We start from the raw sequence: 14677 nt of genomic DNA on the forward strand, positions 1-14677 counted from the left end.
GAACGGCGGGGGAGAGCGGGCAAGGTGCCTGCGCAGGAGAGGTTGCCGTCCATGCTGGAGCTCAAAGGAATTTGCAAAAGATACGTTACGCAGTCGTTTACGCAGGTGGCGCTCGACAGCGTAAGCCTGTCTTTTCGCGATAACGAGTTCGTGGCCATTCTGGGCCCCTCGGGTTCGGGTAAGACCACGATGCTCAACGTTATCGGCGGACTCGACCACTTTGACTCGGGTGACCTGCTGATCGACGGTATTTCGACCAAGGACTTCCACGATCGCGATTGGGATGCCTATCGCAACAACCGCATCGGCTTTGTGTTCCAAAGCTATAACCTCATTCCGCATCAGACCATTTTGGAAAACGTGGAGCTGGCGCTTGCGCTCACGGGCGTGGGGCACGCCGAGCGCCGCCAGCGTGCGCGCAAGGCGCTCGAGGCCGTTGGTCTGGGCGAGCACGTGAACAAGCGCCCGAGTCAGCTTTCGGGTGGACAGATGCAGCGCGTGGCCATCGCCCGCGCCCTGATTAATGATCCCGAGATTGTGCTGGCAGACGAGCCGACTGGCGCCTTGGATTCCACAACGTCCGTGCAGGTCATGGAATTGCTCAAGGACGTCGCGCGCGACCGTCTGGTTATCATGGTCACGCATAATCCCGATCTGGCGTACGAGTACGCCACGCGCATCGTCAACCTGGCGGACGGCAAGATTACCGACGATTCTGATCCTTTCGATGTCGCTGACGCCACGCGCCGCGAGGCCAAGCCTACGCGCAAAACCTCGATGAGCTTTGTGACGGCGCTGGGGCTTTCTGCCCGAAACCTTATGACCAAGAAGGGCCGTACGGCCATGACGGCCTTTGCGGGCTCGATTGGCATTATTGGCATCGCGGCGATTTTGGCGCTGTCCAATGGCGTAAACGGCTACATCAAAAAGGTCGAGGAGGATACGCTTTCGAGCTACCCGCTTACCATTTCCAAGCAGGATTACGACCTGTCGTCCATGATGGGCGAACAGGGGGCCACGGATGACGATACGTCCAAGAACGAGGGTTCGTCCGACGACGGCACCGACGGCAAGGCTCAGGGAACCAAAAAGATTCCCGTGGTCACGGCCGTAAAGGATATGTTCGCAAGTGTTAAGTCCAACGATATGACGAGCTTTAAGGCATGGCTCGATGCCGGCGGCGACGGTATCGACAAAGAGGTCAACGCCATCCAGTACGGTTACGGCGTGACGCCGGTTGTCTATCGTGCCAGCAAGGGCGATGAGAAGCCTGTCCGGCTGGTGCCCAACGCTATGACCGAGGCCATGAGCGGTGGTGCGAGCTCGGCGGCAACGGTGAGCATGGACTCCATGGGGACCTCGGTCTTTAACGAGATGATCGACGATCAGAGTCTGCTCGACAGCCAGTACGATGTCGTCGCCGGCCATTGGCCTACGTCTGCTCACGAAGCCGTAATGGTGCTTTCGAGCCGTGGAACGGTGGGCGACTATACGCTTTACAGCATCGGTGCGCTGGATATCGATGAGCTCAACGACCTGGTGAACAGTGCCATGGCCGCCGACGGTAATATTGAGACGCCTGAGAGCGGCGCCGACTTTACTTACGACGATGCGCTGTCCACGACGTTTAAGGTGTTGTCGCCGGCCGATGCTTATCGCAAAAACGAAGAGACCGGCATGTGGACTGACATGTCCGGCGACGCCGACTTTATGACGGCCAAGGTTGCCGACGGTATTGACGTGCACATTGTGGGCGTGGTGCGACCTAACGAGACGGCCAATGCGAGCGCGTTGTCTCCGGGCATTGCCTATACGCATGCGTTGACTCGCCAGCTTATGGAGCGCGCCGCCGATTCGCAGATCGTGCAAGAGCAACTTGCCCACCCCGAGACGGATGTCTTTACGGGCAAAACTTTCGACGAACTGCAAGGCGAGGCCAAGCAAGGCGTGGATCTGGGCAGTATGTTCAGTGTGGACGAGGCGGCGCTCAAGAGCGCGTTCTCGTTCGACGCGTCTGCACTCTCGGGTGCTGCCGGTGGCATGGATTTTTCGGGCATCGATTTGTCGGGCCTGGATATTGACCTTTCGGGCGTTGGCAACGACATTGACTTAAGCGACATCATGGCCAAAGCGCCGACCCCCGATTTCTCGGGTATCTTTGATGGTCTGGAGCTCACGCCCGAGCAAATGCAACAGGTGGGAACGCTTGCCAACCAACTATTTGAGGGCTTTTTGCAGTCTGATCAGTTTAGGGCGCTGTCACCCGAAGATCTCAAAGACGCGTCAAAGCTTGCAACCGCATTTTCGGCGTATCTCGAGAACGATGTTGTGGCGCAGCAGTGCCTGGCGCAGCTCAAGGCGCTCGGCGGCGATGCCCTGGCCGAGCGCCTGCAACAGGCGATGACCGACTATGTCCAAAAGCAGTTGGCTCCGTATCTGCAGCAGGCTATGGATCAGGTGATGAAGGCGATCAGCGAGCAGGTGGCAACGACCGTGTCGACCCAGCTCAAGGCCGGCGCGGCAGGGCTCATGGACCAGATGGTGACGCAGATGTCTTCGAGTTTTGCCAACCTGGCGAGCGCCATGCGCGTGGATGCGAGCGCCTTTGCTCGTGCTATCCACTTCAACATGGACGCCGAGGACCTGAGCTCGCTCATGATGAGCTATGCCAAGGCGTCGAAGCTCACCTACGACAACAATCTGACCACGTTGGGCTACGCGGATGAAGCGGACCCCATCTCGGTCAAGATTTTCCCGCGCGACTTTGAGGCCAAGGAGCGCGTACTCGACCATATCGATGCGTACAACAAGCAGGTCAAAGCCGCCGGCCACGACGAGCAGGCAATCTCGTACACCGACTACATGGGCATCATCATGGGCTCGGTGACTGATATCGTGAATACCATCAGCTTGGTGCTCATCGCATTCGTGAGTATCAGTCTGGTGGTGAGCTCCATCATGATCGGCATCATCACCTACATCAGCGTGCTGGAGCGCAAGAAGGAGATCGGCATCCTGCGCGCGATCGGCGCGTCGAAGCGCAACGTGGCAAACGTGTTCAACGCCGAGACCTTTATCGAGGGCCTCATCGCCGGTGTCTTTGCCATTGTCGTTGTGGTGGCCGTGAGTTTTCCGGTTAATGCCTGGGCGCTTGCTGCCAAACAGGTGCCCAATCTGATGAGCTTGCCCGTGCAGGATGCGCTGGCGCTCATTGCAATTTCGGTGCTGCTGACGGTCGTTGCCGGCCTGCTGCCGGCCCGCAGTGCATCCAAGAAAGACCCCGTAGAAGCCCTGCGCTCCGAATAATGTGACAAAGGGACTGTCCCTTTGTCACATTGAGTGACATGTAAATCGAGGTCTAATACTTTTCCCGAGAAGTGAACGAGTCAAAATGGACCCCCGAAGCATCGACACTTATTGAAGGCGGTTTCCTGCGGTTTTGCCAGCCAAATCCTGCGGGTTTGGCGTCTAAAAATGTCGATGCTTCGGGGGTCCAAATATAGCCGTTCACTTCTCGGGAAAAGTATTAGACCTTGAGATATAGACGGCGTTTGCAGCGTCAATTAGAGCGTAAGTTGCTAGTCCTCCTTTGCGGAGAGCATGAGGCTAATTTCCGGATGGGTGTACTTGTCGAACTCTTCTTTGGGCTCGGCGTCAAAGGTGTAGTACGACTTGATAGATTCGTCCTCCGTCTTGATGCTGATTTCTTCATATAGGAATCCGGCTAAAAATGCCTGTTTAAATTCATCCGACAGGCTGCATGGCGTGAGGAGGCCCGATGTGGCAACGGAAATGCCTAACCCGTTGAGCGGGGGGCGCAGAGTGTCGCGATATCCTGCTCGCTGCAGGCGAGGTTGTATGCAAGGCTTGCCTCGGGGTCGATCTGACTGGTGTAATCGACGTCCGTGAGCATGCCATCTGCATCGAAAGAAAGGTAGACATAGGCTGCTTGAGCGCCGAGGTCATTATCAAGCAGATAGCCGGTAATGCGGTAGCCGTAGTCGTGATACGACTCGTATGGGTCGTCTGCCGCGATGCGGTTGCACACGGGCTCCAAGGCATCTTGCGCGGCGAGCACGCCGGCGACCTCCGCGGAGCGGTCTTTGTTGGTTTGGGCTACCGCAAGCCTGCTCTGCAGCTCCGTCCACTGTTTGCCCTGCATTCCAAAGCGCGGCGCAAGAGCGCAATAGCAAAGGATGATGAGTTCGATTGCGGTGAGTGCAATGGCGGTATATATGCCCGCGGGTTGGAATTCCTTTTGGTGGAACGCGATATCGTTGATCATTTGGAGCGGCAACATCAACAGGTATGCTGCGAACGACATGACGAGTGCGGTCGCTGCGATTTTGGGGTATGTGCAGTACCGCTGGATGCGTTTCTTTTCTTGCTCGGTGAGCAGCTACATGGGGCCTCGACTCTCATCTTTTTTCGGGGGCGATGCGCACACACTCTTGAGTATAGATGAGCGGAGGGTGTCTGTTGTTCAGACATGGCGGTCAGCAGCGTGCTGTTGGTGATCGCTTGATCGCGAACGTCCTCTTTTGGACAAGGAAAAAGTGGCGAGAGAGGGAGCTGCTGTGGGGCGGCCCTGCTTGCTGTTTGTGGGCGCCATTCACCTTCGTTGCACAGGGATGGTCGGAGGGCTGGTTGACATCAAGCAACCGCCTCCGCCTTGTGGGCCGCCTCGGGGACAAGGCATAATGCATGTGACAAAGGGGCGGTTCCTTTGCCGCATTGATTTGAGAGTAGATGTTGATGATTCTATCGTTGGCCCCCATGGAGGGGATTACCGGGCATGTGTTCCGTCGCGTGCATGCGGAGTGCTTCGGTGCGCTCGACTGCTATTACACGCCGTTTTTGCCTCCGCCGCGGGTGGGCAACCGCTTTGGCGGCAAGGCGTTTAAGGAAATCGATCCGGCTAACAACCAAGGGCTTAACGTGGTGCCTCAGCTGATATCCAAGAACGCGGATGAGTTTGTGTGGGCGGCGCGCGTGCTCGCCGACATGGGCTACCGCGAGGTTAATCTCAACCTTGGCTGCCCCTCGGGTACGGTTGTTGCCAAGGGCAAAGGATCGGGCTTCTTGCGCAACTTGGACGAGCTCGAGGTGTTCTTGAGTGACGTGTGCGAACGTTCGCCGTTGCCGGTGTCGGTAAAAACCAGGCTGGGGCTGGAGAGCGACGACGAATACGAGCGCGTGCTTGACCTGTACTGTCGCATGCCGTTGGCAGAACTGATCGTGCATCCGCGCGTACAGAAGGATCGCTATACGGGCTCGCCGCGCAAAGAGTTTTATGGCGAGACGTTGGAGCGGGCACCGTTTCCGGTGGCATACAACGGCGATATTTTTGATCTTGAGGACATGGAGGCGCTGGTGGAGGCCTATCCCGGTACACGCCATGTGATGCTGGGGCGTGGCTTGCTTGCGAACCCCGCGCTGGCTCGCATGGTCAAGGGCGGCCCTGCTGCCACGGCAGCCGAACTGCAGCGCTTCCACGACATGCTGTTTGCGGCATATGCAGAAGAGATTGGCGGCAACGCGGTCTTTCGCATGAAGGAGTGGTGGTTCTACGCTAAATGCGCCTTCGCCGATCCTGCTACCGTTCACAAACTCGTACGCAAGACTAAAAAGGTCGACGAATACCGCGCCGCCGTCGATCGCGTCTTTCGCGAGCAGCCACTTGCGCCCATAGCCCGCTTCCACGGTTAGCTAGTCATTGGGGACGTTCTTTAACGGCTAGTCATTTAAGAACGTCCCCAATGACTATGTTGCAAAAGCTGTACGTCAGCATCCAAAGATATCGAAAAATGTCGACTTTGGATGCTGGCGTACATGTTTGGATTCGGTGGGGGACTAGGCAATCATTGCGTCAAGGGTAATGAGTTCTCTGAGTCGCTCTGTGCGTGTTTGCCCATGGCGCTTTGCCTTCTCGTCAAACGCTTCAAGAACCGATTCACCCACACGTGCCGATAAAACAACGCTTGGCTCATCAGAGATCGACGGCCTTCCCAGCTTGATGGTGCGACCCTTCGGCCACTCATCTTTTTCGTATGCCTCCGCGGCTTTCTCCAACTCTCCGGGGGCAAATCCGATCATCTTTTCGAGTTGCTTAGCGTCCATAGCGCCTCCTATCGATCGATCCCGATTTCCCTGAGCACCTTGCGCGTAGGAGGGACAAGGGCGTGGTAAATGATATAGCCATCTCGATTGGAGCAATATCGAGCGATGAGCTCCATGAGACGGCTTCTTCCATCAAGTCCAACGAGAACGTAATCGATACCTCCGTTTTCAAGATCACGCCTGAACCATGCAAAAGCGGAGTTCCAGGCGCAGGTGATATCCGTCTCCGTCAGCCCGTGTTTGAGGGCGTGGGGGTGGATTGCGATGAGCTCCATAAGGGCCTCTCTTTTTGTATACAGTTTTGTAAACAAAAATGCAAGCAGTTAATAGGCTTAAGCGACTTGTTTTGATTGGACTTTTCGATGTAAAGCCGACATCGGAGGCTCCACTACTCCTTCGCTTTTTAGTTCGGTATGTGAACGTCCGTTGAACTCCCAGAGGGGAGCGTTTTCATAGATTATCGAGAGGAGCTTGGAGACTTCGGCTGTTTTCTTGCGTTCGTAAAACTCGGGCCGTACGACAATCAATAAGAAAGCTGCGTCTTCGGTAATTTGCTGTGCTGTCGGCATACCGTTGAGTCCAACGGAACGCAAAAGCTTTGTCATGATGAAATCGAACTCATCTTCTCTTGCATGGAGATCGGATGCCTTAATCTCAGGGTCTCTCAGGACGTACTGCTTGAGTCGTTCGACAGATCGACTGCACTTTATATGCCCGCAGATGACTTCGTCATAACTGAGCCTTTTGATTGGGAGACGTTCGTGACCGGCGAAGATGGCTGCCACTCTGATGCCAACGCGCCGTTCGCGCAGCGCGCGCATCTCACCGGTGTATTCGCTGCGTCGTTCATATTTTCGATAGGAGTATCCGTAGTCATCGTAGTAATAAGGGGCTTCATCGACAGCGTCATCGAGCTCAGGCGCTATGAGATAGAGTTTTCCATCTCTGGATATGACGCAGGGATTGTCGATTTGCCCCGATTCGTTCCTGATTTGCCAAATAGTTTCATTTATCTCAAATCTCGAGACTGGATTGGGGGCACAGGAGTTGTAGAGCTCAATAAGTTCATCGAGTGAAATGATTCCACAGGCATCTGTGTAGGCGCGGGCGAAGCGCCGTACTTCTTGATTTGATTCAAGCACACGGCGCTCCCAAGCATCCAAAACGTCCTGCGGACTTCGATAGCGGGCATGACGATCGATGCGCGATGCGCTCCAACGGTTATCAGCGGCAACGTTCATCAGATCCAAGCGCAGATCTTTGTCGGCGATGCGAGCGAGCGACTGATAGTGTTCTAGATCAAGCTCCGGTCGAAAACTCATGTCTTCCGGAACAGTTCGTGCGAGCTTTATGCAACGCTTGAGATAGGTCGGGCCCAGGCTTGGGCTAAAGTGCTGCTTGAGGTGGCAAGCGATGGGCGAGAGTAGGCCATTTAGATTGGAAATGGGGTATCCGGCAATCTCTTGCTCGAGACGGCGCCCGATGAGCAGAGCCCCTTCCGAAGAGGCCTCATGGTCGGTGCCTTTCTGGCCGAGGTGTTTGGCCTCGACAATCCTGCTGATATCCGAGCAGGTGTTTGAAATAATGTCGGGTGAAAGGGTTGGTATCTTTTTTGCCATAGCGATGCGCTCCTGTGTGACTCACGGAAAAGAAACAGTCTGATTGTGAGTGCCGTTCTTTGATGGCGACGGCGAACAGGAGCGCAGCCTGTCTGAGATGGGCGAGTGCGGTAACCACCGATCTTACTTACCGAGCTCGCTCCAGCGTGTCATTGGGGACCTCCGCAGGAGCTCTCGACCAGTCTCATGCCTTGGGATGAGTATAACACAGAGAGCAAACATATGTTCTATATATTTGAGAAACCGAAGCCCTACCCACTCATTTAAGAACGTCCCCAACGAGTACTCGCACGCTAGAGCAGGTTCTCCTGTACCCATGCGATGATGTCGCTCGATTCGTAGAGCGGCTTGCCGTCGATGAACAGACAGGGAACCTGGCGTTTTCCGCCGACGGCGATGAGCGTCTGCTCGGCATCGGGGTCGGTCGAGATGTTGCGCTCAGGGATGGTCACGCTGTTATCTACCAAAAAGCGCCTGACCTTCATGCAATACGGGCAGCCAGTCATAACGTACAGCGTGAGCTCATGATTAGTAGCCATAGGTCTCCAATCGGTTGAGGTTTTGATTGAAATACCCAAAGCCGCCGCGGTCTATGCATGAGCTGACGACGACTCGATGGCCTGTACCAGAAACGCCGTGGCTCCGGTGCCGCAGGGCTTGTCGTAGTAGTCGATAAAGCGCTGGTCAGCAAGATAGCCGTGGGCGAGGCCCAGGTATGCTTCGTCTTGGGGCTTGTGCCCCCAGTTAAGGCCAATCCATCGACGGTGCATCGCGACAAGTTTGCGGGCCTCGCTTCCATCCGCATCGCCGTCGCCCATGGCAATCGAAAGCTGACCCAGAATAGCGCGTTCAAGTTCCTTCATGTCGTTCCATGTCTCGGGGTCCATGTCCAGCAGTGCTTCGTTTGCTGCGTCGATCGCCTCGTCGCCATAGCGCGCCCGCGCCTCGGCACCGTAGCGCTCCTCGTTTTCTTGCACGGAGCGCCAGCGCTCTAGTTGCGGCAGGACGGCGCCCATGAGCGAGACGGCTTCGTCGAGCGACATGCCGGTGTTTTGCGCCAGCCGCGGGGCACAATCCTCGATCATCGCCTCCATGGTGGTGTCGTAGGTGTACTGGCCGTGGTCGTAGCACCACTTGCAGTAATGGTCGGTCGTGGCGCCCACAGCATCGGTGCCGCAGTCGTCGGGTGTGAGTATCATGCCGCAGCTCTGGCAATAGTGCTCGGGCATTTCGAGCAGGTGGGACAGCGGTTCTCCGGTTACGGCGGCAATGAGCTTCATCATGTCGATGCCCGGGGTGACTTCGCCGCGTTCCCAACGGCTGACGGCTTGGCGTGTGACGAAGAGCTTGGCGGCGAGCTGCTCTTGGGTAAGGTGATGGGCGCGGCGAATGGCAATGAGCTTTTCTGCAAAGGCCATAGCGACTCCTTTCTGCTGGTTGATGGCTTAAGCATACGCGGCGGCCAGCTTCCTTCCAAGCAACCGTTGGTTGCACGACGGGAGACCGCGGCGAAGAATTGCGCGCTGCACCCCACACCTCCATGCCGTACAATGACCGGCATGGAACCTATCGCACACATACATACCGACCTACCGCAGAAGTTCGGCATTCCGCGTAACAGCTTTTTGGCGCCCCGCCTGCAGGGACGCATCGTCTTTGAGCCGGAATTTGCCTCCAACGCAGCAGTTGAGGGTCTGGACTCCTTCTCTCACCTATGGCTGCTGTGGCGCTTCGAAAACGGAACGCCCGGCGGCACGGCTAAGGATATAGCTGCCGATGCCAAGACGCAGGACAGGTCCGGCACCAACGTCAAGTGGTCGAAGACTGTGCGCCCGCCGCGTCTGGGCGGAGCCGAGCGCGTGGGCGTGTTTGCCACGCGGAGTCCGTTTCGCCCCAATCCCATCGGTCTTACCTGCGTCAAGCTCAGCCGCGTTGAGCGCACCGACGACGGCCCCATCATCCATGTACTGGGGGCCGATCTGCGTGACGGCACGCCCATCTACGACATTAAGCCCTACATCCCGTTTGCGGACTGCCACCCGGATGCGACCGGCGGCTGGATTGAGGGTGCTCCGTGGCAAGAGCTCGATGTTGAGTTCCCGCAAGCGCTTCAAGACATGGTCCCGCCCGCAAAGCTCCCCGGCCTGGTCGAGGTTCTTCGCCAAGATCCGCGCCGCGCGGGCAGCAAGCACGAGCCAAACCGCGTTTACCACTTGGCTTACGCCGGACTCGACATATCGTTTACGGTTGACGGGGCCAGGTTGACGGTAACCGCAATCAACGACGCGCGAGACTAGCCAGCCATTCGTCCGCACCCATCAAATTAAGCGCCAAACCCCATGCCAAAATCGCCTACGCTGGTGGACAATAACGCTTACCGAATCATTCCGCTCTGCACGGGGGCTCAGCATGAAATACGACTTCACTTCAATCATCGACCGCCACGGCATGGACTCCATCGCCGTTGACTCTTGGGGCGAGATCCCCGGTATGGCTCCGAACGCACCCGACGAGGGCTTCGACCGCATTCCCATGTGGGTGGCGGACATGAACTTCGCCACGGTGCCCACGGTCCAGGAGCACATCATTCAGCGCGCCCAGCACCCCATGTTTGGTTACTTCAATCCGCGTTCCGAGTACTTCGACCGCATCATCGAATGGCAGAGCCGCCGTAATGGCGTCGAGGGCCTGGCGCCTGAGCATATCGGCTACGAAAACGGCGTGCTGGGCGGTGTCGTGTCGACGCTGCGCGCGTATGTCCAGCCGGGCGATGCGGTGTTGGTCCACAGCCCCACCTACATCGGCTTCACCAAGTCCATCGAGGCCGCGGGCTATCGCATTGTCCACAGCCCGCTTCAGCTCGACGACCAGAGCGTGTGGCGCATGGACTTTGAGGATATGGAGCGCAAACTCGCCCAAAATCACATCCATGCCGCAGTGTTCTGCTCGCCGCACAATCCCTGCGGCCGCGTATGGGAGCGCGACGAGATCGAGCGCGCCATGGACATTTATCGCGAGCACGATTGCGTGGTGATCTCGGACGAGATTTGGTCCGATATCATTCTGCCGGGACACAAGCACATCCCGACGCAGTCGGTGAGCGAGGATGCCCGCATGCGCACGGTTGCCCTCTATGCGCCGAGCAAGACGTTTAACCTGGCGGGTCTGGTCGGCAGCTACCACATTGTCTACAACGAGACACTGCGCGACCGCATGTGCGCTGTGTCTAACAAGACCCATTACAACGAGATGAATGTCCTTTCGATGCATGCGCTTATCGGTGCCTACCAACCGCAGGGCTACGAGTGGGTGGACGAACTCAACCAGGTGCTTGCCGACAATATCGAGTACTTCTGCGATTACGTGGACGAGCATTTTGAGGGCGTGTCCTATTCGCGTCCGCAGGGCACGTACATGGTGTTTCTGGACTGCACCGAGTGGTGCCGCGAGCATGGCCGCGATATTCAGTGGTTGCTCGACGAGGGGGCACGCGTGGGCGTGGGGTATCAGGATGGACGTCCGTTCCATGGCCCCTGCCACATTCGCGTGAATCTGGCGCTGCCGCTTTCGCGCGTAAGGGAAGCGTGCGACCGCCTAGACCGTTACGTTTTTGGGGTATAGGGGTCGCACGATTCGGGTACTGCAGCTTGCGCCCGTGTCGTCAACGTGCGTGGGCGCATAGGGCGCAGAGGGTTGCGAGCGCGTTTTCCACGTTTGCTACTTTTCTTGAATTTGCTTGCCGCAAAGGTGTTCAACCGTAATTTCATACAGCTGGACGCCCCTGATACTTTGCTTGATCTCCTCTTCGACCTCTTCGGCAGAAGGATAGTACTTGAGGGCAAACTGTCGGACTTTGTCTTCGACAAACGCCGGGTCATCGTTCACGAGGCGGCAACGGCCGAAAACCACGGTGCTCTGAACATAGGGTGCCCAGTCGTCGTCTTTGTACCAATCGTTGCCATAGACGGTAAAGCAGACTTTGTCGCTGCGTTTGAGTGCATCGACCTTATGCCCCGCCTTGGCTCCATGAAAGTAAATTTTGTCGTGCTCGGGGTCAAAGTAGTAGTTAACGGGAATGGCGTAAGGATAGCCGTCGTCTCCGTTGACGGCAAAAATGCCGCGTTTGCAATTAACAAGTAGCTCTCGTGCCTCTTGATCGGTGATAGCACGCTTCTTTCTACGAAGAGGTCTAAACATCGTGGGTTTCCTTTCTTTCCGCGTGCTGCGTGCACGGCGGTGGGTGGCATGTCTATATCAAGATACTAGTTCAGGCTGCGAGGCCGACGGGAACATCCTATTTGTCGCAGATTGAAACGCACTTTTTTGTTGTGGAAGGATTGTCCCTCACAACTCGTCGTCTAGGGGCATTCTCGATGGCTGGTTCCGTTTGCGGGGGAGGCGTGGGACAATACCGACCAAAAGCGATTGCTTGTCCTGAAAAAAGGGGGTCTCGATGAAAAAGCTGAGGACGCTGGCCGATGTGTTGCGTCAAGCCGGTTTCGTGCGCATCACGGGCCTTTTTCTCGTCTTTTATCTTCTGTGTTCAATGGCTGTTTGGCTCTCTGAGCCAACAACTCTTACGTTTGGCGATGGCCTTTGGTTTAGCTTTGAAACCGTATCGACGATCGGCTTTGGCGACATTCCGGCCGAAACGCCGATTGCCCGTGTCATCACGGTCGTCCTAAGCGTTATCAGCATTTTTTACATTGCCATGCTCACGGGCGTGGCGGTGAGCTACTGCAATATGCTCATCAAGATGCATCAAAAGGACACTATGGCGCGCTTTATGGATGATCTTGAGCATTTGGAAGAGCTCGATCGTGACGAGCTCGCCGATCTGTCGCGCCGCGTGCGCGAATATCGCCGGCGCCAGCGCTAAAACGGGCGCAGCGCGTCACCATGAGGGGGACTGAATTTGAATATCACCGTGTATCTGGGTGCCAGTATCGGCAATGACCCGGCGTTTCTGCCTGCGGTGCAGGAGCTGGGCAACTGGATTGGCGCCAACGGGCACGCGCTCGTGTACGGCGGATCCAAATCGGGCCTGATGGGCGCGCTCGCCGATAGCGTGCTTAATGCCGGCGGGCACGTGACGGGTGTGGAGCCGAGCTTTTTTATCGAGGCCGAGTTTCAACATGACGGTATCGACGACCTCATCGTGACGAGCGATATGGCGGAGCGTAAGGCAAAGATGATCGAGCTCGGCGATGCGTTCATTGCCTTTCCCGGTGGGACGGGCACGCTCGAGGAGATTGCCGAGGTTATGTCCGCGGTGTCGTTGGGGCACCTGAGTGCTCCGTGCATTCTGTATAACCTGGACGGTTACTACAACGACCTCAAGGCGCTGCTCGGACACATGATTGATAAGGGCCTATCAAGCCCACGGCGCCAGCAAGGCATTTACTTTGCCGAGGATCTGTACGAAATCGCATCAATTATCAACGGATAAGCCTTGAGCCTGTCCCGCTGTGGTCCCCGGTGGCTCCGTTTGCAGCGCAGACGGTTGGCTTGTCTGGGCCACACTCGCTCTACAATAAAACGTATCTATGTCGACTTTGACCGCGGGAGGACCCGATGGATAAGCTCGCTAAACCTACAAACCGCGCGCTGTTTTTAGTTAGCGTTGCCGTGACCGGTGCGTTCGCAGGTGCCGCGGTCTGGCTGTTCTTTTTTGTGATGGAGCACGGCATCGACTATCTATGGACCGAGATTCCGCATGCACTGGGCGTCGCTTCGCCCGAGCTCGCCAGCGGCCCGTTTGGCTTTCTGCCGTACCCGTTTTTTGTCTGCCTGCTGGGCGGCCTGTTAATCGGTCTGTACGAAAAGATGACAGACACCAAGACCGATAACCTCAATCAGGTGATGGCTAAGGTCAAGCAAGATGGGCGCTACCCGTACGACAATCTGGGCAAGCTTTCGCTTGCGGCATTGCTGCCGCTGCTGTTTGGCGGAAGTATTGGACCGGAGGCCGGCCTGACCGGCGTTATCGCGGGCCTGTGCAGCTGGGTCGGCGACCGCATGCGTCGCTTTGGCGCCGAGTTTAGGGAGCTCACGCTGCTAGGTACCCAGGCTGCCCTGACGGCGCTCTTTACCGCGCCTGTCTTTGGCTTTGTGGCGCCGCTCGCCGGTAGCGCCGACGGCCAGGGCGAAGATGCCGACGATGAGTCCGCGTCCGACGAGATCACCATCAAGCTGCCCAAGGCGCAAAAGACCGTGGTCTACGGCATTGCGATTGCCGGCGGTCTGGGCACTTACCTGTTGCTTGGCCAGCTCGTGGGCGGCGGCATGGGCATGCCCAGGTTCGAGTCCGCCGAGGTGGGCAACCTGGAGCTTGCCTGGCTCATTCCGCTGGCGTTGCTCGGCACCGTTTGCGGCTGGCTGTACTTTGTCTCCGAGCACGCGAGCGAGGCGCTGTCCCATGCAATAGGGGAGCGTCCTGTCGTCAAGGCCATGATGGCCGGTCTGGCGCTCGCCATCTGTGGCACGCTCCTGCCCTACACCATGTTTGCCGGCGAGACTCAGGCTGACGTGCTCATGGAAACCTATCTGACCATTCCCGCCGGCGTGCTTATCGCGACCGGTCTTGTCAAGGCTATGCTGACCCCCGCCCTCATCAATATGGGCTGGCGTGGCGGTCACTTCTTCCCGGTTATCTTCTCGGGCGTAAGCCTGGGCTATGGCCTTGCCATCCTCACCGGCGCCGATCCGGTCTTTTGCGTCGCCGTCTGCACGGCATCGACGATGGGCGCCGTCATGCGCCAACCCGTTATGGTCGTGGGCCTGCTGCTCATGTGCTTCCCGCTCAAGGGCATCGTCTGCATGATCATCGCCGCAGCCATCGCCGCCGGCATTCCGCTGCCCAAGCCGCTGCGCAAGTAGCATATTGCGCTTTGCGTTTGTTCAGAACTCGTTTTGAAGAAGCCGCGCGAGGTCATTTG

Annotated in this window: 14 protein-coding genes; 7 read left to right on the forward strand and 7 right to left on the reverse strand. The window is 57.2% G+C overall.

The genetic code is table 11. The features are described from left to right. The first annotated feature begins 51 nt into the window (after window positions 1-51). Window positions 52-3306, forward strand: a complete 3255-nt coding sequence (locus ACTQXO_RS01550; protein ID WP_441032569.1) for an ABC transporter ATP-binding protein/permease — start codon at window positions 52-54, stop codon at window positions 3304-3306. 490 nt (window positions 3307-3796) lie between these two features. Here ACTQXO_RS01550 and ACTQXO_RS01555 read toward each other — a convergent pair whose 3' ends face one another. After that, a complete protein-coding gene (locus tag ACTQXO_RS01555; protein ID WP_441032566.1) occupies window positions 3797-4324 on the reverse strand; it encodes a hypothetical protein in 528 nt (175 codons plus the stop codon). A 431-nt stretch (window positions 4325-4755) separates the two neighbouring features. Between ACTQXO_RS01555 and ACTQXO_RS01560 the strand changes: the two genes are divergently transcribed. Beyond that, on the forward strand, window positions 4756-5709 hold the full coding sequence (locus ACTQXO_RS01560; RefSeq protein WP_441545379.1) for a tRNA dihydrouridine synthase: 954 nt from the start codon (window positions 4756-4758) through the stop codon (window positions 5707-5709). 144 nt (window positions 5710-5853) lie between these two features. Here ACTQXO_RS01560 and ACTQXO_RS01565 read toward each other — a convergent pair whose 3' ends face one another. The 5 genes from ACTQXO_RS01565 to ACTQXO_RS01585 all read right to left on the reverse strand — a co-directional run bounded on the left by ACTQXO_RS01565 (window position 5854) and on the right by ACTQXO_RS01585 (window position 9157). Then, window positions 5854-6120, reverse strand: a complete 267-nt coding sequence (locus tag ACTQXO_RS01565) for a ribbon-helix-helix protein, CopG family (protein ID WP_154516940.1) — start codon at window positions 6118-6120, stop codon at window positions 5854-5856. A gap of 8 nt (window positions 6121-6128) precedes the next feature. Beyond that, a complete protein-coding gene (locus ACTQXO_RS01570; RefSeq protein ID WP_154516943.1) occupies window positions 6129-6395 on the reverse strand; it encodes a hypothetical protein in 267 nt (88 codons plus the stop codon). 57 nt (window positions 6396-6452) lie between these two features. Next, the gene (locus tag ACTQXO_RS01575) at window positions 6453-7739 is read right to left on the reverse strand and encodes a hypothetical protein (protein WP_441016494.1); all 1287 of its coding nucleotides are present in this window, start codon (window positions 7737-7739) and stop codon (window positions 6453-6455) included. A 293-nt stretch (window positions 7740-8032) separates the two neighbouring features. Further along, complete coding sequence (locus ACTQXO_RS01580) at window positions 8033-8278, reverse strand: glutaredoxin family protein (protein WP_441032559.1); 246 nt, start codon at window positions 8276-8278, stop codon at window positions 8033-8035. A 51-nt stretch (window positions 8279-8329) separates the two neighbouring features. Further along, window positions 8330-9157: a TipAS antibiotic-recognition domain-containing protein gene (locus ACTQXO_RS01585; protein ID WP_427794277.1), complete on the reverse strand. Its 828-nt coding sequence runs from the start codon at window positions 9155-9157 to the stop codon at window positions 8330-8332. 141 nt (window positions 9158-9298) lie between these two features. Here ACTQXO_RS01585 and tsaA point away from each other — a divergent pair, with 141 nt between their 5' ends. Together tsaA and ACTQXO_RS01595 are read left to right on the forward strand one after the other, a co-directional pair. Next, window positions 9299-10036: a tRNA (N6-threonylcarbamoyladenosine(37)-N6)-methyltransferase TrmO gene (gene tsaA, locus ACTQXO_RS01590; RefSeq protein WP_441032555.1), complete on the forward strand. Its 738-nt coding sequence runs from the start codon at window positions 9299-9301 to the stop codon at window positions 10034-10036. A gap of 112 nt (window positions 10037-10148) precedes the next feature. After that, window positions 10149-11360, forward strand: coding sequence for a MalY/PatB family protein (locus tag ACTQXO_RS01595; RefSeq protein ID WP_154516958.1), 1212 nt, complete (start codon window positions 10149-10151; stop codon window positions 11358-11360). A gap of 96 nt (window positions 11361-11456) precedes the next feature. Here ACTQXO_RS01595 and ACTQXO_RS01600 read toward each other — a convergent pair whose 3' ends face one another. After that, a complete protein-coding gene (locus tag ACTQXO_RS01600; protein ID WP_154516961.1) occupies window positions 11457-11936 on the reverse strand; it encodes a pyridoxamine 5'-phosphate oxidase family protein in 480 nt (159 codons plus the stop codon). Between the two features lie 256 nt (window positions 11937-12192). Here ACTQXO_RS01600 and ACTQXO_RS01605 point away from each other — a divergent pair, with 256 nt between their 5' ends. The 3 genes from ACTQXO_RS01605 (at window position 12193) to ACTQXO_RS01615 (ending at window position 14618) form a co-directional block, all read left to right on the forward strand. Beyond that, window positions 12193-12618 carry a potassium channel family protein gene (locus ACTQXO_RS01605; protein WP_441032550.1) on the forward strand — a complete coding sequence of 142 codons (426 nt, stop codon included), beginning with the start codon at window positions 12193-12195 and terminating at the stop codon, window positions 12616-12618. A 36-nt stretch (window positions 12619-12654) separates the two neighbouring features. After that, complete coding sequence (locus ACTQXO_RS01610) at window positions 12655-13188, forward strand: TIGR00730 family Rossman fold protein (protein ID WP_427719368.1); 534 nt, start codon at window positions 12655-12657, stop codon at window positions 13186-13188. Window positions 13189-13313: 125 nt separating this feature from the next. Next, window positions 13314-14618: a chloride channel protein gene (locus ACTQXO_RS01615; RefSeq protein WP_441032546.1), complete on the forward strand. Its 1305-nt coding sequence runs from the start codon at window positions 13314-13316 to the stop codon at window positions 14616-14618. Window positions 14619-14677 lie beyond the last annotated feature (59 nt).

This window comes from Collinsella sp. LCP19S3_D5 (genome assembly GCF_052121415.1).
Taxonomy (GTDB): domain Bacteria; phylum Actinomycetota; class Coriobacteriia; order Coriobacteriales; family Coriobacteriaceae; genus Collinsella.